The sequence below is a fragment of the Mucilaginibacter boryungensis genome (assembly GCF_015221995.1).
Taxonomy (GTDB): Bacteria; Bacteroidota; Bacteroidia; order Sphingobacteriales; family Sphingobacteriaceae; genus Mucilaginibacter; species Mucilaginibacter boryungensis.
On sequence record NZ_JADFFM010000002.1, the window covers coordinates 154,553 to 178,547 of the forward strand.

22 protein-coding genes are annotated in these 23,995 nt (G+C 44.8%); 12 read left to right on the forward strand and 10 right to left on the reverse strand.

The window, feature by feature from the left end; translation table 11 throughout:
• From IRJ18_RS13510 to IRJ18_RS13540, 7 genes are all read right to left on the reverse strand, one after another.
• Window positions 1–1,176, reverse strand: a complete 1,176-nt coding sequence (locus IRJ18_RS13510; RefSeq protein WP_194106850.1) for an acetyl-CoA C-acyltransferase — start codon at window positions 1,174–1,176, stop codon at window positions 1–3.
• Window positions 1,177–1,265: 89 nt separating this feature from the next.
• Window positions 1,266–3,644 (reverse strand): 3-hydroxyacyl-CoA dehydrogenase/enoyl-CoA hydratase family protein, encoded by a 2,379-nt coding sequence (locus IRJ18_RS13515; RefSeq protein WP_194108235.1) that lies wholly within the window; start codon window positions 3,642–3,644, stop codon window positions 1,266–1,268.
• A gap of 82 nt (window positions 3,645–3,726) precedes the next feature.
• A complete protein-coding gene (locus IRJ18_RS13520; protein WP_194106851.1) occupies window positions 3,727–4,176 on the reverse strand; it encodes a DUF2147 domain-containing protein in 450 nt (149 codons plus the stop codon).
• 269 nt (window positions 4,177–4,445) lie between these two features.
• On the reverse strand, window positions 4,446–4,712 hold the full coding sequence (locus IRJ18_RS13525) for an acyl-CoA-binding protein (RefSeq protein ID WP_194106852.1): 267 nt from the start codon (window positions 4,710–4,712) through the stop codon (window positions 4,446–4,448).
• 24 nt (window positions 4,713–4,736) lie between these two features.
• Entirely contained in the window at window positions 4,737–5,195 is a 459-nt protein-coding gene (locus IRJ18_RS13530) for an acyl-CoA thioesterase (RefSeq protein WP_194106853.1), read from the reverse strand.
• Between the two features lie 16 nt (window positions 5,196–5,211).
• The gene (locus IRJ18_RS13535; protein WP_194106854.1) at window positions 5,212–7,008 is read right to left on the reverse strand and encodes an acyl-CoA dehydrogenase family protein; all 1,797 of its coding nucleotides are present in this window, start codon (window positions 7,006–7,008) and stop codon (window positions 5,212–5,214) included.
• Between the two features lie 336 nt (window positions 7,009–7,344).
• Window positions 7,345–8,232 (reverse strand): helix-turn-helix domain-containing protein, encoded by an 888-nt coding sequence (locus IRJ18_RS13540; RefSeq protein ID WP_194106855.1) that lies wholly within the window; start codon window positions 8,230–8,232, stop codon window positions 7,345–7,347.
• A 222-nt stretch (window positions 8,233–8,454) separates the two neighbouring features.
• Between IRJ18_RS13540 and IRJ18_RS13545 the strand changes: the two genes are divergently transcribed.
• The 9 genes from IRJ18_RS13545 (at window position 8,455) to IRJ18_RS13585 (ending at window position 17,979) form a co-directional block, all read left to right on the forward strand.
• Complete coding sequence (locus tag IRJ18_RS13545; RefSeq protein ID WP_194106856.1) at window positions 8,455–9,678, forward strand: OmpP1/FadL family transporter; 1,224 nt, start codon at window positions 8,455–8,457, stop codon at window positions 9,676–9,678.
• 19 nt (window positions 9,679–9,697) lie between these two features.
• Window positions 9,698–11,038, forward strand: coding sequence for an SGNH/GDSL hydrolase family protein (locus IRJ18_RS13550; protein ID WP_194106857.1), 1,341 nt, complete (start codon window positions 9,698–9,700; stop codon window positions 11,036–11,038).
• Window positions 11,039–11,549: 511 nt separating this feature from the next.
• Complete coding sequence (locus IRJ18_RS13555) at window positions 11,550–12,887, forward strand: rhodanese-like domain-containing protein (RefSeq protein WP_194106858.1); 1,338 nt, start codon at window positions 11,550–11,552, stop codon at window positions 12,885–12,887.
• Window positions 12,888–12,923: 36 nt separating this feature from the next.
• The gene (gene mnmD / locus IRJ18_RS13560) at window positions 12,924–13,649 is read left to right on the forward strand and encodes a tRNA (5-methylaminomethyl-2-thiouridine)(34)-methyltransferase MnmD (RefSeq protein WP_194106859.1); all 726 of its coding nucleotides are present in this window, start codon (window positions 12,924–12,926) and stop codon (window positions 13,647–13,649) included.
• Window positions 13,650–13,812: 163 nt separating this feature from the next.
• The gene (gene mazG, locus IRJ18_RS13565) at window positions 13,813–14,616 is read left to right on the forward strand and encodes a nucleoside triphosphate pyrophosphohydrolase (RefSeq protein ID WP_194106860.1); all 804 of its coding nucleotides are present in this window, start codon (window positions 13,813–13,815) and stop codon (window positions 14,614–14,616) included.
• A 68-nt stretch (window positions 14,617–14,684) separates the two neighbouring features.
• Entirely contained in the window at window positions 14,685–15,119 is a 435-nt protein-coding gene (locus tag IRJ18_RS13570; protein ID WP_194106861.1) for a hypothetical protein, read from the forward strand.
• Window positions 15,120–15,275: 156 nt separating this feature from the next.
• On the forward strand, window positions 15,276–15,818 hold the full coding sequence (locus IRJ18_RS13575; RefSeq protein ID WP_194106862.1) for an RNA polymerase sigma factor: 543 nt from the start codon (window positions 15,276–15,278) through the stop codon (window positions 15,816–15,818).
• Complete coding sequence (locus IRJ18_RS13580) at window positions 15,815–17,242, forward strand: hypothetical protein (RefSeq protein ID WP_194106863.1); 1,428 nt, start codon at window positions 15,815–15,817, stop codon at window positions 17,240–17,242. The genes IRJ18_RS13575 and IRJ18_RS13580 overlap by 4 nt, the downstream gene beginning before the upstream one ends.
• Window positions 17,239–17,979, forward strand: a complete 741-nt coding sequence (locus tag IRJ18_RS13585; protein ID WP_194106864.1) for a hypothetical protein — start codon at window positions 17,239–17,241, stop codon at window positions 17,977–17,979. The genes IRJ18_RS13580 and IRJ18_RS13585 overlap by 4 nt, the downstream gene beginning before the upstream one ends.
• A gap of 4 nt (window positions 17,980–17,983) precedes the next feature.
• Here IRJ18_RS13585 and IRJ18_RS13590 read toward each other — a convergent pair whose 3' ends face one another.
• Window positions 17,984–19,195 carry an ABC transporter permease gene (locus IRJ18_RS13590; RefSeq protein WP_194106865.1) on the reverse strand — a complete coding sequence of 404 codons (1,212 nt, stop codon included), beginning with the start codon at window positions 19,193–19,195 and terminating at the stop codon, window positions 17,984–17,986.
• 95 nt (window positions 19,196–19,290) lie between these two features.
• On the opposite strand from IRJ18_RS13590, the gene IRJ18_RS13595 reads away from it, so the two are divergent.
• From IRJ18_RS13595 to IRJ18_RS13605, 3 genes are all read left to right on the forward strand, one after another.
• The gene (locus IRJ18_RS13595) at window positions 19,291–20,595 is read left to right on the forward strand and encodes an exo-beta-N-acetylmuramidase NamZ family protein (RefSeq protein WP_228072861.1); all 1,305 of its coding nucleotides are present in this window, start codon (window positions 19,291–19,293) and stop codon (window positions 20,593–20,595) included.
• 100 nt (window positions 20,596–20,695) lie between these two features.
• On the forward strand, window positions 20,696–21,610 hold the full coding sequence (gene fmt / locus IRJ18_RS13600; protein ID WP_194106866.1) for a methionyl-tRNA formyltransferase: 915 nt from the start codon (window positions 20,696–20,698) through the stop codon (window positions 21,608–21,610).
• A gap of 16 nt (window positions 21,611–21,626) precedes the next feature.
• Window positions 21,627–21,923, forward strand: coding sequence for a hypothetical protein (locus IRJ18_RS13605; protein ID WP_194106867.1), 297 nt, complete (start codon window positions 21,627–21,629; stop codon window positions 21,921–21,923).
• A gap of 113 nt (window positions 21,924–22,036) precedes the next feature.
• On the opposite strand, the gene IRJ18_RS13610 is transcribed toward IRJ18_RS13605, so the two are convergent.
• The gene (locus tag IRJ18_RS13610; RefSeq protein ID WP_194106868.1) at window positions 22,037–22,231 is read right to left on the reverse strand and encodes a hypothetical protein; all 195 of its coding nucleotides are present in this window, start codon (window positions 22,229–22,231) and stop codon (window positions 22,037–22,039) included.
• A 321-nt stretch (window positions 22,232–22,552) separates the two neighbouring features.
• The gene (locus IRJ18_RS13615) at window positions 22,553–23,995 is read right to left on the reverse strand and encodes a RagB/SusD family nutrient uptake outer membrane protein (protein WP_194106869.1); all 1,443 of its coding nucleotides are present in this window, start codon (window positions 23,993–23,995) and stop codon (window positions 22,553–22,555) included.

A 23,995-nucleotide genomic window follows, 5' to 3' on the forward strand; every position in this document is an offset into this window, starting at 1 on the left:
TTATAATAGTTCAAATATACCTGCGGCGCCCTGACCGGTACCTACGCACATGGTAACCATGCCGTATTTTTTGTCGCGCCGTTTTAATTCATCAAACAATTGTACCGATAGTTTTGCACCTGTGCAACCCAAAGGGTGCCCCAGGGCAATTGCGCCTCCGTTTACATTTACAATATCGGGATTTAAATCCAACCCTTTTATTACCGCTAACGATTGCGATGCAAAGGCCTCGTTCAGCTCTACCAGGTCTATATCCTGCTGTTTCATACCCGCGGCTTCTAAAACTTTAGGGACAGCCACCAGCGGCCCAATACCCATTATGCGCGGCGGCACACCGGCAACGGCATAGTTTACCAAACGGGCAATAGGCGTAAGATTGTTGGCTTTCATAAACTTTTCGCTTACCACCATTACAAACGCGGCGCCATCGCTTGTTTGCGATGAATTACCGGCCGTAACCACACCCCTTGCATCAAACACCGGTTTTAGCTTAGCCAAGGCATCTAAGGATGTATCGGCACGCGGGCCTTCATCGGTATCAACGGTAAAATTCCGCTGCTGTTTCCTGCCGTTTTCATCAACATAAACCTCGGTTATGTTCATCGGTACTATCTGGTCTTTAAACTTCCCTTCAGCAATGGCTTTAAGGGCTTTTTGGTGCGATTGTAAAGCAAACTGGTCCTGCTCCTCGCGACCGACATTATATTCCTTAGCCACGGCTTCAGCGGTTAAACCCATACCCCAATAGTAGTCGGGGTTGCTTAACGCGATATCGGTATTAGGCACAATACGCCAGCCGCCCATAGGCAGCAAACTCATGCTTTCCACCCCGCCTGCAATAATACAATCGGCAATGCCCGCATGCACTTTAGCCGAAGCAATAGCAATAGTCTCCAGTCCCGAAGCGCAGTAACGGTTTACCGTCATGCCCGGAACTTTATCGGTATCCAAGGCCATCAGCGATATCAGGCGGCCAACGTTCAGCCCCTGCTCAGCCTCGGGCGTAGCATTACCCACAATCACATCCTCAATCTGCTCCTTATCCACATTAGGAACCGATGCCATTAAGGCCTTAATTACATCTGCCGCCAAGGTATCAGGCCGTGTAAACCTGAAGCCGCCACGAGTGGCCTTACCAACCGCGCTGCGTGTAGCCGCTACTATATATGCGTTCATTATAACCCCCTATCCCCCTAAAGGGAGAATTTTATTTTATATTCAACTAAATGCCATCCCGCACTCCCCCCTTTAGGGGGCCGGGGGGCTCAATTCCTCAGCACTTTCCCACCTGTAATAATGCTTTGTATGCGTTCCAGCGTTTTGCGTTCGGTGCATAGCTGTAAAAATGCCTCGCGCTCCAAGTTCAGCAGGTATTCTTCGCTCACAATACTTGGTTGCGACAGGTCGCCACCGCAAAGTACATAAGCCAGCTTTTGCGATATTTTCACATCGTGTTCGCTGATATAGTTGCCGCTGTACATACTGTTGGCCCCAATGTAACCCAACCCTAAAGCTTGCTTGCCCAGCACCCGGATATCCGTACGCGGGATAGGCTGGATATAACCTTCATCGGCCATCAGTAAACATTGTTCTTTAGCCTCGGCCAGCAAACGTTTTTCAGAAACCACTACTAAGTCGCGTCCCTTTTTCAGGTAGCCCAGTTCAAAGGCCTCATAAGCCGATGTGGAAACCTTAGCCTGACCGATAGTGAGGAACCTCTCGCGGAAATTATTTAATTCAATATCCCCTTCCTGCAATTCGTCCGATAACCTTAAGGCAAACTCCTTAGTACCGCCGCCGCCGGGGATCAAGCCTACGCCAAACTCAACCAGGCCCATATAAGTTTCGGCATGTGCCACTACCTTATCGGCATGCAGGCACATTTCGCAGCCGCCGCCTAAAGCCATTTGGTGCGGCGCAATTACTACCGGAATGGATGAGTAGCGGATCCGCATCATCGTATTCTGGAAAGCGCGGATCACCATGCTCAGCTCGTCAAATTCCTGTTCAACCGCCATCATAAATATCATACCCACATTGGCCCCGGCGCTAAAGTTGGCCCCCTCGTTACTGATGACCAAACCTTTGTAGGAGGCCTCGGCCAGGGTAATGGCTTTATTAATGCCTTCAATTACCTCGCCGCCAATAGTGTTCATTTTGGTATGGAATTCCAGGTTGATAATACCATCGCCAATATCGGTTATGGTAGTGCCGCTGTTTTTCCAGATAGCTTTGCTGGCGCGGATGTTATCCAGCAATATAAACTGTTCCGTTCCCGGTATGATCTTGTACGTTTTGGTTGGGATATCGTAGTATTGGCGATGACCATCTTCTATCTTATAAAAAGATTTAGCCCCGCTTGCCAGCATATCGTATACCCATTGCGCGGGTTTGTTACCAGCGGCTTCCATAGCTTTTACGGTAGGTTCAACACCCAGCGCGTCCCATTTTTCAAACGGCCCCATTTCCCAGCCAAAGCCGGCATTCATGGCGGCGTCTATCTTATAAAGCTCGTCTGAAATTTCGGGGATACGGTTGCTGGCATAGGCAAATAGCTGGTAAAATACATCGCGGTAAAAATCGCCGGCCTTATCTTTCGCGGCAAACAGCATTTTTAGCCGGTCGCTCATGTTATCCACCGTTTTGGTAGTTTCCAGCACTGGAAACTTCACCTTTTGCGATGGCTTGTATTCCAGTGTTTTCAGATCAAGCGCCTGGAACTCGCTTTTACCGTTAACCTTCGTTTTCTTATAAAAACCCTGTTCGGTTTTGCTGCCCAGCCAGTTGTTTTTAGCCATTCCGCTTACATATTCTGGAATGCTGAACAGCGCGTTAGCCTCATCGTCCGGGGCATTTTCTTTCAGCCCATTGGCTACATGTATCATGGTATCCAAACCCACCACATCGGTAGTACGGAAGGTAGCCGATTTTGGGTGACCGATAACCGGGCCGGTCAGCTTGTCCACTTCCTCTACCGTCATGCCGGTTTTATCAACGTAGTGCAGAATGCTCATAATACTGAACACACCAATACGGTTACCAATAAAGGCTGGGGTATCCTTAGCCAGAACGGTTGTTTTACCCAAAAACTTCTCGCCAAACTCCATCAGGAAGCTCACCACTTCAGGTGAGGTATCTTTGGTCGGGATAATTTCCAGCAGTTTAAGATAACGCGGCGGGTTAAAAAAGTGGCTCCCGCAGAAGTGCTGCTTAAAATCATCGCTGCGGCCTTCCGTCATTAAATGGATAGGGATACCTGAAGTATTGGTGGTAATTAATGTTCCGGGTTTACGGAATTTTTCCACCTTCTCAAACACCTGCTGTTTAATGTCCAGGCGTTCAACCACCACTTCTATTACCCAGTCGCAATCGGCAATTTTGGGCATATCATCGTCAAAATTACCGGTAGTAATTCGCTTAGCAAACGATTTCAGATAAATAGGCGATGGGTTCGATTTCAGCGCGAAGGCCAAAGCATCATCTACAATTTTATTGCGGCTTTTTTTATCAGTGGCAGCATCTTTAGGTACAATATCCAGCAGCAATACCTGCACGCCCACATTGGCGAAGTGGCAGGCTATCCTGCTCCCCATTACGCCTGAGCCAAGTACAGCTGCTTTCTTTATTATTCGTTTAGCACTCATTAGTTTATGCTTATTATACAACGGGTTGTTACCATATTCTTCATTATGTCTTTGCGAGCGTAGCGTGGCTATGACGTTGGTATCAATCTGCCCTCGTCCAGGTTGTGGTGCGGCCAAACAGCGAGATACCTATGTACCCGCGGATGTCCAGCGTTTTGCCCTTCAGCGTCATTTTGCAGGAATACGTTTTTCCGTTCAAAGGATCGTAAATGGTACCGTCAACATACTTATTCTCGCCGTCCTTCACAAAACCGTTCAGCACCGGCAAGCCTAAACGCGGGCGGGTGCGCAGCTTTTCGTCGGTGTTCATTTCGTCAAGTTTGGGTTTGCCATCTTTTAAGGGCTCCTTAAGCCATACCACCTTGCCGTTGAAATGGCCGGTAGCATCTTTTTTAATTTCTACCTTCCCGGTTTTTTCAGCATTGTACCAAAGGCCTTCAATTTTATCCTGCGCTTTGGCGGCAATGTTAAGGCAAATAACAGCCAGCAGTGTAAATCCTAATTGGATGAAATGTTTTTTAAATACAGACATGATCTTTAGATTTTTAAGCGGGCAACCCTGATCGTATTTACAGATGCAGCAACTACCGGCGGGTTTATACATTTAGTATTGGTTCATGTGCAATTAACGCATTCCAAAGCAATTAACAAAGGTTTATATGGCGGAAACATTTGTCAAAATTTCGGGTAGCAAAAGTAACCCAACGTCATTCCGAACTTGTTTCGGCATCCCATCACGAGATAAACTGTACAGGAAAAACTTTGCAAGTGAGATGCCGAAACAAGTTCGGCATGACGTAGTTATTTTCCCTTCAACCCCTCCACCAAATCGATATACTGCTGCATGGCGGCATCCATAGGTGTACCTTTGCGGTTTTTCCAGGCATCGTATTTGGCCTGCGCTACAAAATCAAACATTTTGGGTTTTTCGGCATCGTCGGGCATATCGCCCTCGGTGGCTTGTTTGTACAGGCTGTATAACTTCAGTAACGTCTCGTTATCCGGGCGCTTACTTAGTTGCTTGCTTTGCGCTACAGCTTGTTCAAAACTTGTTTTCAGGTCGCTCATAGTAGATATTTTTGGTAGAATTTATTACTGGGTTTCAGCCTTAAGCTTTGGCCCCTGCTCCTGGTAATCATCGGCCCGGGGCGCTTTGGCAAACATTTCGCTTATAGCGGCAGGCAGTATGGCAAGTTTACGCTTCTTCATATCTATCCATGCCCCTTCGGCTATAATGATAGCTGCTTTTGTGCCATCACCACGAAAAATTTCATGGCGGATGGTCCAGCGGGAACCATCGGCCCTTGAACTGATGATCTCGCAACTTACTTTCACATCGTCGCCCAGGGAAATTTCGCGCAGGTACCTTAACTCTTCGCGAAACAGCACCGGGCCAATTTTATATTCAAACAGTGTGGTAGTTTTAAGGCCTACGCTTTCCAGCATATTCAAACGTGCCTGCGCGGCAATATCCGCATAAGCCGAATGCCGCATGTGCTGGTTAGCATCAATTTGCGACCATAGAACCTGTCCTTCATAAAATACGTTCATAGCTGCAAAACCGCTGTTAAAAACAATACTTATTTTCTGCAATTACCATAGCTGCAATATTCCTGCGGGCGGCTGTGGTATTAAAGTCTTCGGTTTTGGTATAGCGTCGCAGGCCCATCATCATCATACGGCGTTCATCGCCCTCGGCAAATGCATTCAGGGCTTCTTTACCCGCTTTCAATATTTTTTCGGCAGCATCATATATAAACACACGCATAATATCCAACTGACCGGCACATGCTTCCTCGCCACGCATGCCCACCAGTTTTTCTACCCGCAACTGCAATGATTCGGCTACGTACAAGGCTATCAGCATATCGGCCAGGTTCATTAACACTTCCTGTTCCTTGCCTAATTGCATCATTAGTTTTTGCACGGCTGCGCCGGCTACCATTAGTACGGCCTTTTTAAAATTGGCCACATATTTTTTCTCTTTGCTGAACAGTGTTTCCTCTTCAGTAGCGCCAAAATCGGGGATACTCATCAGTTCGCCTGCAACTTTTTGGGCAGGACCCATCAAATCCAGCTCGCCCTTCATGGCGCGTTTCAGCATCATATCCACCGTCAGCATGCGGTTGATCTCGTTAGTGCCCTCAAATATCCGGTTGATCCGCGAATCGCGGTAAGCCCTATCCATAGGCGCATCAGCGCTGTAGCCCATACCGCCGTAGATCTGTACGCCTTCATCTACCACGTAATCCAAAGTTTCTGAAGCATCTACCTTAATAATTGCCGCCTCGATGGCATATTGTTCGGTACCTTTTAGTTTCGCTTTAATAGGGTCCATGCCCTGGGCTATCATATGCTCGGTGGCTTCTTCCATATTCTGACTGGCGCGATAGATAGCCGATTCAGAAGCATAAGTACGGATAGCTTGCTGGGCAATTTTATAGCGGATAGCGCCGTATTTAGCAATGGGCCTGCCAAATTGCTCGCGCTCGTTAGCGTATTTCACCGAATAGTCAATAATCATTTTGCTGGCCCCAATTGTAGCGCCACCCAGCTTGATACGGCCCAGGTTCAGGATATTTACCGCTATTTTGAAACCGTTGCCCCGTTCGGATAGCAGGTTCTCTACCGGCACTTTGCAATCGTTAAAAAACACCTGCCGGGTTGAACTCCCCTTGATACCCATTTTATGTTCTTCGGTATTCAGTGATAAACCTTCAAAACCTTTTTCTACAATGAATGCGCTCAGGTTCTCATCATCATCTATTTTGGCAAATACGGTGAACACATCAGCAAAACCAGCGTTAGTGATCCACATTTTTTGCCCGGTAATGAGATAATATTTTCCATCATCAGATAGCTTTGCCCTCGCCTTGCCCGAGTTAGCATCCGACCCGGCGCCGGGTTCGGTTAAGCAATAACAGCCTTTCCACTCGCCGCTGGCCAGTTTGGGGATATATTTAGCTTTTTGCGCTTCAGTACCGTAATACAATATGGGCAGGGTACCAATACCGGTATGCGCCGAAAACGCCACCGAAAACGAATTGCCCGCGCCCAGCTTCTCTGTTACCAGCATGGATGTTTTGAAATCCTTACCAAAACCACCGTATTCTTCGGGTATAGATATGCTCAGCAAACCCAACTGACCGGCTTCTTCCATCAGGTGCGGCATCAGGCCTTCTTCCTGTTCGTCAATTCGCTGCAGGTTAGGTACTACATTTTGCGCCAGAAAATCGGTACAGGTTTGGGCTATCATTAGCTGTTCTTCGTTCCATTCTTCAGGAATAAAAATATTTTCGGCCTGCGTATCCCTGATCAAAAATTCCCCGCCTTTTAAGGCGCCTGCTATTTCGGTAGTGCTCATACGTAATCAGATATCTATTTAATAAAGCATAAGGCAGCTTTATCCGGTTTATAATTAAAGGCAAAATTAGACGAGATAAATTCCGGATGAAAGGTCAGCAATGCGGAGATATTGGTCAAAATGTCGGAACTGATCCGACGACGCTTCCCAATAATCTTGCGCTCGTTTGAAACGAGTGCTTAAATTGGTTATGCGATTGTATTGCATATGGCGTCACAGACGCCGGACAGTGTTAAGCACTCGTTTCAAACGAGCGCAAGTATGACCGGGTGAGTCGAACCATAAACCGGCCTCAGTGTAGTAATCCTCTTTACCCCACAGGCGAAGAGAGGTGAGTCAATTTCCGCTTACCACCCTAAAATCTGACGGTGACATGCCTGTATGTTTTTTAAAGTACTTACCAAAAGTTGATTGATCGGGAAAATGGATATCAGCGGCTACGTTGGCTATGCTGATATCATTATTGCGCAGCAGCACCTTGGCTTCCAGTATTACGGCATCATCTATCCATTCGCCCGCGGTGCGGCCTGTTACATCTTTAATGGTTTCGGTAAGGTGTTTGGGCGATACAAACAGCGCATCGGCGTAGTATTGCACGGTGCGGTGTTCTTTATAATGCTGAAATACCAGGTCCTGGAAAAGCACGTTCAATTCCTGTTTACGGGTTTGCTTGGCTTTAATAATAGTGTGCTGCTTTTCATAAACCGATTGCACTTCATACAGTAAAGTAGTAAGTATGCTGCGCGATATTTCCAACCGGTAAGGGTGGTCCTGCCGCTCTATTTTTTGTTTCATCAGCAAATAAACATCCAGTATCATCCGTGCGTCCGCATTATCGGGGTATATCACAGGTATCGAGGTATTTTTAAAATATCCAAAGGTTTCTAAAAAATGACTGTTGCCGTTATTTTCTGTTAAAAAAGCTTTAGAGAATACCAGGAAGCGGCATAAAAAATCGGCACTGGCGTTATATATCCTCAGTACATGGAAGGGTGTGGCCAGCAGCATGGCATCGGGTACGGCTTCATACACCTGCAAATTAACTTCAACCCGGGCGGTACCGCGCGTACAAATGCCGATAATATACCCATCCGACCGGTAGGGGAACTCGCTTAAACTAAGCAGTTGTTTCTCATCGGCCACAAAAAAATCATTACTTACAAAATTGTCTGCATACAGGTCTGCAAATTTCGATAAGCTTAATTGCCCTATCTTTTTAGCCATACGCTAAATTATTTTATGTTGATAGTTATTATTCACCAACCTTTTGTGCATTTAATGGTTAACTTATTAGTAAAACTAAATTTAAAGTTTTCTCCGACATATTGACTAATATCTCCGCATTATAGCCCTTTTTTTCTATTGAATAGAGACTATTTTTATTTTTTTTAAAACTGCTTGTTGCGCCCAACGTTAACAGCTTATTATAAACCTTTTATATATATTATGAGAAAACTACTACTCCTGCTCCTGGCAACTGTTCCCGTAATGGCGTTTGCCCAGGGCTTCCAGGTTAACCTACACGGACAAAAGCAAATAGGCATGGGCCATACAGGTACCGGCTTACTGCAGGACGGTGCTTCGGTACTATTTAACCCCGGTGCTGTGGCCATGTTACCTGAAAATTATATACAGGCCGGTATTAGTCCGCTGATGTTTAAATCGGCATTTGTGGCTACCGGGTCGACCACCCAATATAATAACGCTAATAAAATTGCTACTCCGTTTAGCGCTTACGCTGTTTGGGGGCCTAAAAATTCATTCTGGAAATTAGGGTTAGGTGTGTATACCCCTTTTGGCGGTTTAACCGACTGGGGAACCAGCTGGACAGGTAAATACGCATTGGAAAGCTTAGATTTGAAAGCCATTTATATTCAGCCAACCATTAGTATCAAGCTTGCTGATTTTGTAAGCATTGGCGGTGGCTTTGTTTATAACCGTGCCAGCGTTGATCTAACCCGGGCCATCCCGCTATCAGGTTCTACCGGTGCAGACGGACAGGCCGAACTGAAGGGCAATGGCAAAGGCTATGGCTGGAACGCGGGCATTTACTTCAAAACAGAATCGGGTGTAACTGTTGGTTTTACCCACCGTTCTAAAGTAAATACCAATATTAACGGCGGCAATGCTATCTTCACCGTACCCGCATCGGTACAAGCTAACTTCCCGCAGCCAAATACTTTTTCATCGGGTATACCTTTACCCGCAACCACATCCTTTGGTATAGGCGTTTATCCAACCAAACAATGGACGCTGGCAATGGATTTGAATTACATTGGCTGGAGCGCGTACAAAGCTTTAGCTTTTGATTATGCCAGCAACACCGCAGCTTTGGCCGATACTTATTCGCCCCGTAACTATAAAGATGCGATATCATTCCGCCTTGGTACCGAATATAAAAGCAACGATAAAATGGCCTTCCGGATTGGCGGCGGTTTAACTACCACCCCGGTGCCTAACGGCTATGTAACCCCCGAAGCGCCTGATGCCAACCGCTTTTATTTAACAGCCGGTTTTGGCTATAAAGTGGCTAACCATCTTGATCTGGACCTGTCCTTCGAATACGAAAGTGTTGGCGCGCGCCAGCAAACCAATATCGAATCGAACCTTTCGGGTACATTTAAAACCAACGTTTACATACCGGGTATATCACTTGCTTATCACTGGTAACCTTTAATATTTTGATTTCATGAAAAATTTAAGAACATATTCATACCTAATTGTTGCCGCGGGGCTGCTAAGCTTTACAGCTTGTAAAACCAATATTGATGTACCTAAGCCGTCGGCAGGTACAGCTAACTTTAGCAGGTATATTTCAGTCGGTAACTCCTTAACTGCCGGTTATGCCGATAATGGTTTATACCGCGAAGGGCAGCTAAACTCGTACCCCAGCATTATTGCCGCGCAAATGGCAAAGGTTGGCGGCGGTACTTTTACCCAGCCTCTATTTACCGAAGCACAGGCTAACGGATCGGGATATTTAAAATTAACAGGGTTCGACCCGGCCACCGGGTCGCCTATCACAGCCCCTGTTACTACCAACCTGGCAGTTACAGGTGTAGTGGCTGTGCCGGGTTTCGGTAATGTAACTACCTATACCAAATATGCCGGCGATTTAAACAATTACGGTGTGCCTGGTATTAAATTACTGCATGTAACGCTTACATCATATGGCAATCTTAATGGTTATTACGAAAGGCTGCTGGCTGGTAATACCCCAACAAATACAACAGCCTACCTTGATTTTGTTACCGCTAAGCCGTTTACCTTTTTTACCGACTGGCTGGGCAATAATGATGCTTTAGGCTATGCCACATCAGGCGGCGCCGGCGATGTTTTAACAGATAAAACCACCTTTGCTCAATTATACCAGTTATCCATCAGCAAATTAATTGCAGGTGGTACGGGCGGTTCAGGCGCAAAAGGCGCGGTAGCTACTATTCCTGATGTTACTACTATACCATTTTTTAACACTGTTACGGTACCGCTTATTTTAGGAAACGTGCAAAAAGCCAACCCCGCTGTACAGGCATTATATATTAGCGCACTGGTTTCGGGTTCTACTTATGCTCCGCGCGCGGCTACAGCTAAAGATTTGATCACGCTTACCTTCCCAACATCGTTAATTGGATCAACCACTGCCGGGGTAGGTACCTATCCGTATGGTTTAGACCCGCGCAACCCTATCCAAACCCAGTATGTGTTGGATGTGAACGAGCAGGCTTTGGTGAAGGATTATGTAACTTCTTATAATTCAACCATCACATCTATTGCCGCTGCAAACAACTTAGCTGTGTTTGATGCTTATACGTTCCTGAGCAATGTAAAAGCAAACGGACTTATAGTTAATGGAGTTAGCTTAAGCTCAAACTATATCAGTGGCGGCATATTCTCGTTAGATGGTGTGCACTTAACCCCGCGCGGTTACGCCATTGTTGCTAACGAGTTTATAAAGGCTATCAACGCAAAATACGGATCAAGCATTCCGCAGGCAGATGTTTCAGCGTATAACGGCGTAAAATTCCCGTAATATATTCAGCCTGATATTACAGGTAAAAAAAGCAGGTATATCGAAAGGTGTACCTGCTTTTTTTGGGCATACAGCCACCGTGTCATTTCGAACGAACACTGAATAGGCTGTGCGGAAGCGAGGAGAAATCTTATACGCGCGATAAGAAATCGTATAAGATTTCTCCTCACTCCCCTACGCAGTCAGCCCGAGTTCGTTCGAAATGACATGGTTTAATGATTTCCTTATCTCAAATCAATTAAAAACACTCAGCACGTAAGTAAAAATGCTTTCTTCCACGCAATCTTCCATTACAAACTGTTCATCAATCTGGGCAGAAAAATCTATCAGTTCCTGGCTCATAGTTTTGCAATTATTATGCTAACATAGTAATTTTATACCAAAAACCAAAACGGTATTTTGTATTATTTATCAACCCATGTTCGTAACATATTAAAATGTTGACAATTAAACCACTTTACCCATTTTAACACTTTTAACTAAAGCACTACCTTTGTGGCACTTAAGCTATATGATCATTCATCAATTTTACGATATGGGATTGGCCCATGCATCATACGCGGTTATCCGCAACGGCAGCATGGTTGTTATCGATCCCGCCCGCGACCCGCAGCCTTATTACGATTTTGCCACGCTGCACGAAGCGCAGATAACCGGCGTAATCGAGACCCACCCCCATGCCGATTTTGTAAGCTCGCATTTAGAAATCCATCAAAAAACAGGCGCTACCATTTATGTAAGCAAGCTGGTTGACGCCGAGTACCCGCATGAAACTTTTGATGATGGCGATGTAATTTCGCTAAGTGATATTAAGCTGATCGCCATAAACACTCCTGGCCACTCGCCCGATTCTATTTGTATTTTGGTTGAGGACGAGAATGGCAAACAAACCGATATTTTTACAGGCGACACGCTATTTGTGGGCGATGTAGGCCGTCCTGACCTGCGTGAGAACGCCGGTAACATTACCGCGTTAAAAAAGGACCTGGCCAGGCAAATGTACCACAGCACGCGCGATAAGCTGATGAAATTACCGCACCATGTTACGGTTTATCCCGCCCACGGGCCCGGTTCGCTTTGCGGCAAAAATATAAGCCCCGACCTAAGTAGCACCATCGGCCGCGAACTGCGTGAAAACTATGCGCTGCAATTGATGGATGAAATGCACTTTGTACAATTGCTTACCACCGACCAGCCTTTTATCCCGCGCTATTTTGGGTATGATGTAGAACTGAATAAGAAGGGTGCGGACAGCGTGGAAGAAAACATATTGGCTGTCCCGCGTATTGATCACCGGGTGTTTAAGAACGATGTTTTAATTGTTGATACCCGCCCGTCTGCTCAATTTAAAAAAGGGCATGTAGCAGGCGCAATAAACCTGCAGGATGGCGGCAGGTTTGAAACTTGGCTGGGTTCGGTTATTAATCCCGATGAACCATTTTACCTGATGGCCGGAGATGCAGAAAAGCTGGAAGTAGTGATCAGGAAAACAGCCAAAATAGGCTACGAAAAAAATATCATATCAGCACAGGTTGTGCCGCATGAAGTAGCTACGGTAACCACGCCGGTATTTGACTTGGCCCACTTTGAAGCAAACCCCGATAAATATACCATTATTGATGCCCGCAACTGGGGAGAAATAAACGAAGGCAAATTATTCGAACACGCTTTAACTATCCCCCTGCCTGAATTGCGCGAGCGCTTAAACGAGATACCAACCAACAAGCCCATTGTGGTGCATTGCGCGGCTGGGTACCGCTCGGCAGCCGGAAGCAGCATTATAGCCGCAAAAATTACCGCTGTGCCGGTTTATGATATGGGCGAGGTGGTGACAAAATATTTGAATTAAGCACCCTACCCCCCTAAAGGGGGAACAAAATACAATATGGGTAAACAACACTATGATGATGAACAACAACTTCCCCTTCAGGGGACTGAGGGGCAATTATCTTTTGTCATCACCGGCGATGGTTCTAAAACGATTTTCAATCCTGCTGTTGGCGAAAATTACCATTCGCGCCACGGGGCTTTGCAGGAAAGTACACATGTATTCCTGAATTCAGGCCTGCGCCATTTTTTAGCCGGCGCGGATGCGCAAGCCGTATCGGTATTGGAGGTTGGCCTGGGCACCGGGCTTAATTTTTTATTGAGTGCCGATTTTTGCACCAACAAGCAAATTAAACTGGAATACACCGGTATTGAGGCATACCCCTTAAGTACAACAATGATAGACCAAACCGGTTACGAGGCATACATTCCCCCCAAACTATGGGATGACTTTTTAAGCTGGTACCCATCATCCATTAATCACCTGGTTAGCGTAAACGAATTTTGCCAGCTGAAAACCGCGCACTGCAAATTGCCCGAGTTTGAAAGTGCCGAGTTGTATGACATCATCTACTTCGACGCTTTTGCCGTAGCCCACCAACCCGAAATGTGGAGCGAGGAAGCAATTGGCCATACTATTCAATTCCTTAAACCTGGTGGTGTATTTGTCACTTACGCCATAACCGGTAATTTAAAACGCATGCTAAAGGCATTGGGATTGAAAGTGGAAAAAGCGCCTGGAGCACCGGGAAAGCGGGAGATGTTAAGGGCGACGAAAGTTTGAACCGGGATTAAACCCAATTCATCAGATTACAATATTTCTATATCATTGGTAATCCTTCAATCTGTTAAACCAAGGTTAAGACATTCTTTTCTATCTTTATACCTTTGAACCATGTCATCCGATAAGTTCTGCTTGTCGTGGCTTAGACATAAACAACAAATATATGCCTCTTATACCTCCTGATACTGGCTTTACCCCGGCTGCTTCCTTTGAGCGCCTGTTGAAAATAATGGACGATCTGCGCGAGAACTGCCCTTGGGATATGAAACAGACCATGGAAAGCCTGCGCCATTTAACCATTGAGGAAACCTACGAGCTGTCTGATTCGATACTGGGCTGCGATATGCAGGAGGTAAAAAAAGAGCTGGGCGATATTATGCTGCACCTGGTTTTTTATGCCCGTATAGCATCCGAAACCAAAGAGTTTGATATAACCGATGTATTAAACGGTATCTGCGATAAGCTGATCACCCGTCACCCGCATATTTACAGCGATACCGAAGTAAATAATGAAGATGATGTAAAGCGTAACTGGGAGAAACTAAAATTAAAGGAAGGTAATAAATCCGTCCTGGGTGGTGTACCTGCTTCGTTACCGGCATTGGTGAAGGCATCGCGCATACAAGAGAAAGCGCGTGGTATCGGCTTCGACTGGGAGCATAAAAACCAGGTTTGGGAAAAGGTTGAAGAAGAAATGCAGGAATTCCGGTCGGAATTTAACGCGGAAGACAATAGCGCTATTGACCATGAAAAAGCCGAAGGTGAGTTTGGCGACCTGTTGTTTTCGCTGATCAATTATGCGCGGTTCATTAACATTAACCCGGAAAATGCGCTGGAAAAAACAAACCGGAAATTCATTAAACGGTTTCAATATCTGGAAGCCAAAGCACAGGATAGCGGCAAAAAGTTACAGGACATGACGCTGGCTGAAATGGATGTATTTTGGAATGAAGCAAAAAAACTATAAAATAATGCCACGTCTTGTAGCGTTTTATACTCCTGATACGTATACCCCATTAATAAATACACTATTTTATGAAACGTGCAATCATTTTCTTTTTACCATTTATAGTAATGCTTGGTGCAGGCTGTTTAAAGCATAGTAACGATGCCGATGTATCTTTTAACGCGCCTACAGGTACTTTTGCCGGGCCGTTTATGAAGATACACTATAGCCCTGCTACCAAAAAATATGATACTGTTAAGGCTAATTTAACTTTAACAATGGATCTGAAAACAGGTTATAAGGTAACAGGCGATACTGCCACTGTACATGCCGGTAGCTTTGGCGATTTTTCTATGGACCCTACCTATGTGCAATTTGCCGATAAAACTTACAGCTCGACTGCCAGCTTGTCAAAAGTGCATTTATCGGGTACTTATTTGTATAGTTATAATGGCGTTAATTTTAAAATTGAAGCTGTTGTAGGCGATACACTTGATTATTATTACAATTTAACAAAGCAATAGCAAAAGATTGTAGCAAATGATATAGGCCGTTTAATACGGCCTTTTTTATTGCCGATAAATATTTTTTATATTTAATTGTAGCAATATGCCTTTTAATTGCGTAGTAACTTACGAGGCTAAAAAACTGATCATCAAAAAACGGTACTAAAACACTTAATGCATCTACCACAAGGCATTGCCGAAGCTGAATTGATAGGCCAGTGCAAACGGGGCAGCCTAAAACACCAGGAAATGCTTTATAAGCATTACTATGGGTTTACCATGGGCATTGCCATGCGTTATTGCTTTAGCCGGGATGATGCTATGGAAGTTACTAATGATGGTTTTATAAAAGTATTTAATACCATGGCACAGTATGATGTGGCCAAACCTTTTAAAGCCTGGTTGCGAACTATTATTGTTAACACAGCTATTGACAGGCGCAGAAAAGAACTGAAACACCAGGCCAATATGGAACTGGATAATGCCATGCCATTAAGCGCAGGCACTTATATTATTGAAAATATTAGCGCACAGGATATTTTAAAATTGATGGATACCCTGCCGGTAATACAGCGTACCGTTTTTAACCTGTACGAAATTGATGGCTATAGCCACGATGAGATTGCTGATATGATGGCTATCCCGGCAAGCTCATCGCGGGTTTATTTAACCCGGGCTAAGGAAAAATTAAGAAAACTAATAGTGACAGCGCAATGATGGACGAGGATAAATTATATAACGACCTGAATAACCGCATTCGCGAGGTATTTGATAATTACGAAGATACCACGGCTAATAAGGGTTGGGCATTGCTGCGTGAAAAATTCCCTGAAAAGGAAAAACACCGTGGCCTGGCCTGGTTATGGTATGCTGCTGCCGCTGTGGTGCTGTTAGGTATAGGGCTGTGGTTTATTGTTAAACCCAATGAAACCCAAAACTTAAACTTGCAGGCTAAGCATCCTAAAACAATTATTCAACAACATGCACCTGTTAACGCAGCTCCGGCCATTGATTCTTTGTCACATCAAACAGGCAGCAACGCTACGCCGTATATTGCACAAGGCAATACTTTAAAAGCCCCGTCTGCCGCGGTACAACCGCAATTGGCTGTCAGTACTCCGCACCAGGCTAAAACCGGCATACAAACTACAACAAATAACCCTGTTGATAAACCGGCCGTATCCCAAAACAGCACACAAGGCAATCCAATTGCGGTTATCACCAAACACGACAGCGCATCGGTTATATCTAAAAACACGGGCATTGCTGCTGTTGGTAACTCAACCGATAGTGTAATAACCAATCCTGCAGAAAAATATGCAGGTACTAATCCGGTTCAAACACCAAAGTCATCGCCGGGTATCACCATCGAGCAAATGCTGAATGACAAAACTGCTGTGAAAAATAGCGGGAATAAAACCCAAAACGCAGCGGGTAAGAAAACGACCATGAGTGTTTACGCGGCTACTTATTTTAATTATGCTAAGGGTAGCGATAACAACATTAACGTAGGCGCGGGCTTTAGTTCCGACTTTAAATTAACCAAAAGATTAAAGCTTACTGCGGGCGTGGCCATTGCTCAAAACACGCTAAAGTACAGTAATAGTGCCATTGAAGGCGGCGACCTGAATAATGCCGTATCGCTGGCAAAAACCGCGCTTAACCAAGTATACGCCAGTTCGGCCCCTGTGGGCAGCAATATCGTCACAGGTTCTAACACCAATGGATTGAGGGGCTTCGCTATTGCTACCTTTGTATCGCCTGCCCTGCGCGATTATAACGCCAAACTTATTGGTTTAGATATTCCCATCAATTTAAAATACCAGTTTAACCCGCAAAAAACAGATGCCTACATTTCGGCAGGGCTAAGTTCGGGGACGTTTATTAATGAAACATATACCCTTAACTATACCTACGCCAAAACCGATCAGCAAGCCATCACCCATACCAGCTTCAGTGGGTTCGATGTGGCAAAAACACTTAACGTATCCTTTGGCGTAGGCTACCAGTTAGGCAAAAGCAACCGTCTGATCTTCGAGCCATTTTTAAAATACCCGCTTGATGGCTTAGGCTCACAGCAAATAAAGTTCGGCGCAGGCGGTATTAACCTGAAGCTGAACTTTCAAACTTCAAAAAAATGAGAAAACCTTTACTTATCCTTTTTATTTTAGGCTTATCACTGTATTCATACGCGCAAAAAATGGAAATTTCGGTGCAAGCCAATACTGGCTTATTTCATTATACCGGAGCATCTGCAGTTAACGATAGCTATATACTTGAGGGTTCGCACGCCGATGAAACCTACACCAACGACCCTTACGGAAAACATTTTGCATTTAGCTATGGAGCGGGGTTTAAGTTAAGTTTAGTAGGCCCTACAGGTTTTATATTTGGCGTGCAAACCGACTATGAAATTTTAAGAAGTAAAGTAAATATCAATAATTTTATATCCAGTTATGTAGCGATGCCGTATGTGCAAACAACTACAACGTCTCCCGACATCTCCGGTCACACCTATTTAAACAGTTACGCTGTTAACATTAATCCCTATATCGGCTACAGGATAAAACTAAAAAACTGCACGTTTGATGTTTTACCGGGAGTAGATGTTGGCGTGGGATTAAGCAGCCGTGAAAATGGTGTAGCTAATGTAAATTATAACGGCACGGTTACTACCTACCGCAGTAAGCGCGACAGAGGCACCCCGCCAAATGATGCCCGTTTGCGCTTAGGCTTAGCTTTACACCACAATAAGTTTACCCTAAATGGCAGTTTTGCCCAGGGATTAACAAACCACATGGCCGGCTATGTTGGCAGCAACAATGCCAAAGTATACAGTCAATTATTCAGGCTGGGCCTGGGTTACCAGATATATTAAGGGATTATTTAAACTTTATAGCTTTTACCGGCGTAATACGGCTTACCAGCATAGATGGGATGATAAGTACCAGTAAAGATATGGTCAGGGTGCCGGCGTTCAGTAAAAGCACATCTACCCAATCAAACTGTATCGGTACAAATTTCATGTAGTAGGATGCCTCATCCAGCTTAAAAAAATGTGTTTGATATTGCAGCCAGCCCAAACCTAACCCCAAAACGTTTCCCAGCAATAAGCCAATGCTTATCAGGTAAACCGCGTTGTATAAAAATATTTCCTGTATTTTCCAGTTAGTGGCCCCCATAGCCTTCAGCATACCTATCATGGTGGTGCGCTCCAGTATCATAATCAGCAACGCCGATATCATATTAATAACCGCTACTACCAGCATCAGCGCTAATATTACCTGGGTATTGGCATCCAGCAGCTTCAGCCATTCAAATATCGTTTGGTAATTTTCACTAATAGTGTACGATCTCAGTTCTACCGGCATTTGATCGCGCACACCCTGATTGTATTCCTCTACATGGTCAAAATCGCGCACCCGCACTTCGTAGCCGCCTATCTCATTGGGGTTCCAGTTATTCAGCTTCTGTATTAGCGAGAGGCTGCTTATTACGAAAACCTTATTCACATCTTCTACCCCCGCATCATAAATACCCACTATGGTAAACTTGCGTTTGCGCAGCGGTTGCTGTACAAAGTACATCAAAAACTTATCGTTCAGCTTTAATTTTAAGCGGTTGGCCGTGTAGGTGGATATCATGATCTCGTTTACGGTATCCTTAAAATTTATTACCCGGCCTGCTACCAGTGTTTTACTAAAAAACGACCAATCGTAATCTTCACCAACGCCTTTCAGTACCACTCCCTCAATTTCGTTATTGGCTTTAATAATACCCGGCTTAGTAGCAAATGCCGAAATACCGGCAACATAAGGCAAACTTTTGATACGTTTGATAAAGGCGTTGTCCTCTACTATTTGCGATATCTCGAACGAGTTGTTCAGATCGTACCGGTAAATAGTGATATCGGCTGCAAAACCCCGAACTTTTTCCCTGATCTCTTGTTTAAACCCTTTAATAATAGCCAGTGAGAGGATCATTACGCCCAGGCCCAGCATAATACCAACAATGGCTATGCGTACAATCAGCTTTGAAAATGTACGTTTTGATTTGAAACTTATACGGGCAGCTATGAACCTTGAAAAACTCAATGCAGATTATTTTTGTATTTTAGCAAATATGCAGAATTAAGGCGAAAATGACTTAATTAAGCTGGTTTAACAATTGTAATTTAGGTTTGATGTAAATGAGAGCACAAAAAAGATCGTTTATAGTTTTAATGCTGGCGCTGGGTAGCTTAAGCGTGTTCGCACAAGTGAATACTAAGGGAGACCAAAACCAGCCCCCGCTTAGCAAACCGGCTGGCAAAGGCGATGTAAGGGGACTTTATAAGGGTATACGCAATGCCGTTTCGAAAATTGACCTACGAAATAGTAAAGAAATCGCTACCGGTGCCGACCAAACCGAATTATATCTTCCCTATTTAAAGGGCAAGCATGTAGGTATGGTGATCAACCAAACATCGGTAATTGGCAAAAACCTATCCTTCAGTGTAGATAGCCTGGTAAAGCTTGGTGTTGAGGTGAAAAAAATATTCGGCCCCGAACATGGCTTCCGCGGCAACGCGGCGGATGGCGGTAAGGTAGAAGATACGGTAGATCCTAAAACAGGCATACCGGCCCTATCGCTTTATGGCAGCCGCAAACACAAACCCCGCCCTGAAGATTTAAAAGGTATTGACCTGATGATTTTTGACATGCAGGATGTTGGCGCCCGTTTTTATACTTACCTCACCACCCTGCACTATGTAATGGAGGCCTGTGCCGAAAACAATATCGAACTAATGATACTTGACCGGCCTAATCCAAATGGCAATGTGGTTGACGGCGCGGTGTTGGATACCGCGTTCAAATCGAGCGTTGGGATGCACCCTATCCCCATCACTCACGGCATGACGCTGGGCGAATATGCCCAAATGATAAATGGCGAAGGCTGGTTAAAAGGCCACATTAAGTGTAAGCTGAAAATTATTAAAGTGGCCAACTATACCCATGCCATGGCATATAAATTACCTATTAACCCATCGCCCAATTTAAGCACATACCAATCGGTATTATTATATCCAAGTTTGTGCTTGTTTGAGGGCACTACTTTTAGTTTGGGCCGCGGTACGCCGTTTCCATTCCAGGTGGTGGGGAGTCCGTTGTTGAAAGATAAATATAAGTTTAGCTTCACCCCGGTAAGTATCCCCGGTGTAAGTGATAACCCGCCGCTAAAGGGTCAAACCTGCTATGGCTTAGACCTTAGGAAATATGACACCGATAAATTGTGGAAATCCGGCAAACTAAACCTCTCGTGGATCATCGACATGTATAAGCAATCGCCGGATAAAGAGCATTTTTTTACAGCCTATTTCACAAAGCTAACCGGATCGGAAGAATTACGGAAGCAAATTGTAGCTGGAAAATCTGAGGAAGAAATACGTTTGAGCTGGGAACCTGCATTGAGCCGGTATAAGCTTATGCGGCAAAAATATTTATTATATAAATAAAATACCCGCCCCTCCCAACCCTCCCCGGAAGGGAGGGCTTGCAGGATATTATAAAGTCTCCCCTACAGGGGGAGATTTAGAGGGGGCTTAATAATAGATTATGAAAATAGTATTCATGGGGACACCCGAATTTGCGGTTGCATCGCTGGAAGCTTTGATAGATTCGGGCGCTGATATTGTTGGCGTAGTTACCGCGCCTGATAAACCGGCTGGCCGCGGACAAAAACTAAGCGAATCGGCCGTTAAGCAATACGCAGTAGCCAAAGGTATTAAAGTACTGCAGCCAGAAAAGCTGAAGGACCCGGAATTTTTGGAAGAACTGAAGGCACTGAATGCTGATTTGCAAGTAGTAGTAGCCTTCCGTATGTTGCCCGAAGTAGTTTGGAATATGCCGCCGAAGGGGACTATTAACCTGCATGCCTCGCTATTGCCGCAATACCGGGGTGCCGCCCCAATTAACTGGGCTATTATTAATGGGGAAAAAGAGAGCGGCGTTACTACGTTTTTATTACAGCATGATATCGATACCGGCAATGTGCTGTTCACCGAAAAAGTTACCCTTACCGGCGAAGAAACCGCCGGCGACCTTCACAACCGCCTGATGAACAAAGGGGCAGGCTTACTGGTAAAAACCGTTAAGGCTATTGAAAGCGGCCGCTACCAGCAACACCCGCAGGACAGTTTTGAGGCAACCGAGATAAAACACGCCCCCAAAATATTTAAAGAAACCTGTAAAATTGACTTCAATCAGCCGGTTGAAAAAGTTTATAATCTGATCAGAGGGCTTAGTCCATACCCTACCGCGTTTACTACGCTGAATGATAAGGTCCTGAAGGTATATAAGGCCTTGAAAGATGAAACTGAACCTGGCATACAACCCGGTGGTTTTTTAACCGATGGTAAAGCATACTTGAAATTTGCATGTAAAGACGGCTTTGTATCAGTAACCGATTTGCAATTGGAAGGCAAAAAACGGTTGGGTATCGAGGAGTTTTTAAGGGGTGTGAAACTGTGATGGCATAAATAGTACTATGCCCAACCCACAACATATTGACGATCTGATACAGCATGTAAGCAGCAACCTTGGACTACTGTATATCAGTCCCGGTGATACTGAGGGGAACGTATGCTACGCTAACGAGCCGTCCCTGCGGCCAGAGTTTAGGCAAAGCTTTACCCTGCAACATATTAAAAACTATCTCCGTGCGCTGGCACATCATCCGGCATTGCTGCAACGGTATGCCGCACATTTAAAAACAAGCGATACAGGTGTGGTATACCCTCTTAGCGCGAAAGTATTTTGGGAATTGGCTGATAATGCTAAGTAAATAATTAATAAAACAGCCGGCCTGTTCGTATGGAACGGGCCGGCTGCTGCAATTTGAATATATATGATGGGCGCCGGCTTAGTTACTAATACAACGGCGGATTGGACATTATACTAAACCACAGCTTTACAATTGTGCCAATGCCTGGCTTTGCAGTTGCTTACGCTGTCGTTACACTTTTTTTCGTGGTTTTTTAAAAACTTCATATCCGCTTTTAAAAAAGGGTCGTGCTTTCTGTCGGCCTTGCCAAAGCCAAAACCGTTAACGATCACGGTACCCGCTACTGCTACTATTATATATGGTTTCATAATTGTGGTGATGTTTTACTAATAGACACATTCACCCAAAAAACGTTACACGCAAAATCACCAATGGTGATTTTCGCACATTTTTGGATTATTCATTTTTTTAAATATCTTAGTAAAAGAAAAGCCACCCACCTCGCGTGACTGGCCTTTTTAATTAACTATTATTAACTGACCAAATATTAAAATGAAGAAACATTCGGTTGCTGTAAAAGTAGCTGATGTGATTTGTTGCGTATAGGTGAAAATCACCCTATTACGCATAAAAACATAAAAAAGCGGCCCTAAAACAGGGCCGCTTTTTATTTTGTATCACAGCAAAATTTAGTAACCCGTGTTTTGGGTAATTGCCGGGTTAGCGTCAATTTCACCTTGCGGGATAGGGAATATACGTTTAGGGCTGGTTACATCGAGCGTACGTGTAAACGCAGCCGCAGCAGTTTGGGCCGGGCGGTTCACCGGCAAGTTAAGCCTCACCAAATCGTAATATCTTAAACCTTCAAAGGCCAATTCTTTCCTTCTTTCGTTTAGGATATCGTTGATTAAAGTTGCGCCTGTTGAAACATAACCAATCAGCGATGGATCACGGCGCTGGGCCACTTGGTTAAGGTAGGTTAAGGCCAGCGGTTCATTACCGGTGCGGGCATAGGCCTCGGCTAAAGTTAGCAACACTTCCGAATACCTGATCACTTTAATATCGTCCTTATCGTTAGCATTAGTGACATTTGAATACTTGTTGTTTACCAGTACCGCGCCACGTTTTGCGCTGGTAGTTAAAAACAAGCTTTTACGTACATCCGTTGCCGAGAAGGTGTTGTAAAAATCGGTATAAACTAAAGCATCGCCATAACCCGCCTGGTTATAAAAATAATCCATACCAGTGTTACCATTATTGGTGGCGGTATTTTGCGCCAGTTCAAAAATGGTCTCCAGTTTGCCGGTTTGCGGCGCAGGATTAGCCCAGTAAGCCACATAGTTAGCAGCTGTTGCAAGGGTATAACCACCATTATTAACTACCAGTAGGGCAGCATCGCGGGCGTTGGCGTAATCGCCTTTATACAGGTAGGCGCGCGACTCAATAGCCTTAGCAGCATATTTGGCAATATACTCGGAATTTTGCGCATGCAGTGTTGGCGCACCGGTAGCAGGCATAATCGCGTAAGCACTATCCAAATCACTGATGATCTTAGCATAAACTACAGCCGAAGTATTACGGGATGGTTTAGCAAACGGGCCAATAATGTTTGTTGGCGCGGTAATCAGTGGCACGCCAATGGCAGCCGGATCTACAGTGAATGGAGTTGCATAAAACTGTTGCAAGGTTAAATAACACAACGCGCGCACAGCGTAAGCCTCGCCTTTTAACTGGTTAACATTGTTGCTTGCAGGCAGCGAGTTAGCAGCGTAAATTATACGGTTGGCCTGTAATATGGTGTAATACCCCTGGCCCCATATATTTGCCGGTTCACCCGAACTGGCAATGTAGGTATAAGTCATTTCAGACAAATAACGACCCGAATTATTATTGCTGATATAGGTATTATCTGCAAGTTCATCACCTAAAAACTGCACATCGCGGCCATAGAATAGGGTAGAGCGCATAGCAGCATACATACCGTTAACAGCGTCGGCTAAATCGTTCTCGGTCTTTATCGCCTCGGTTACCGGTACCGCTGTTGGCGGTTTCTCATCCAGGAACTCTTTTTTGCAGGCACTAAAAGCTGTGACACCTGCAAGTAATAAATATATTAATCTTTTAATTTTCAT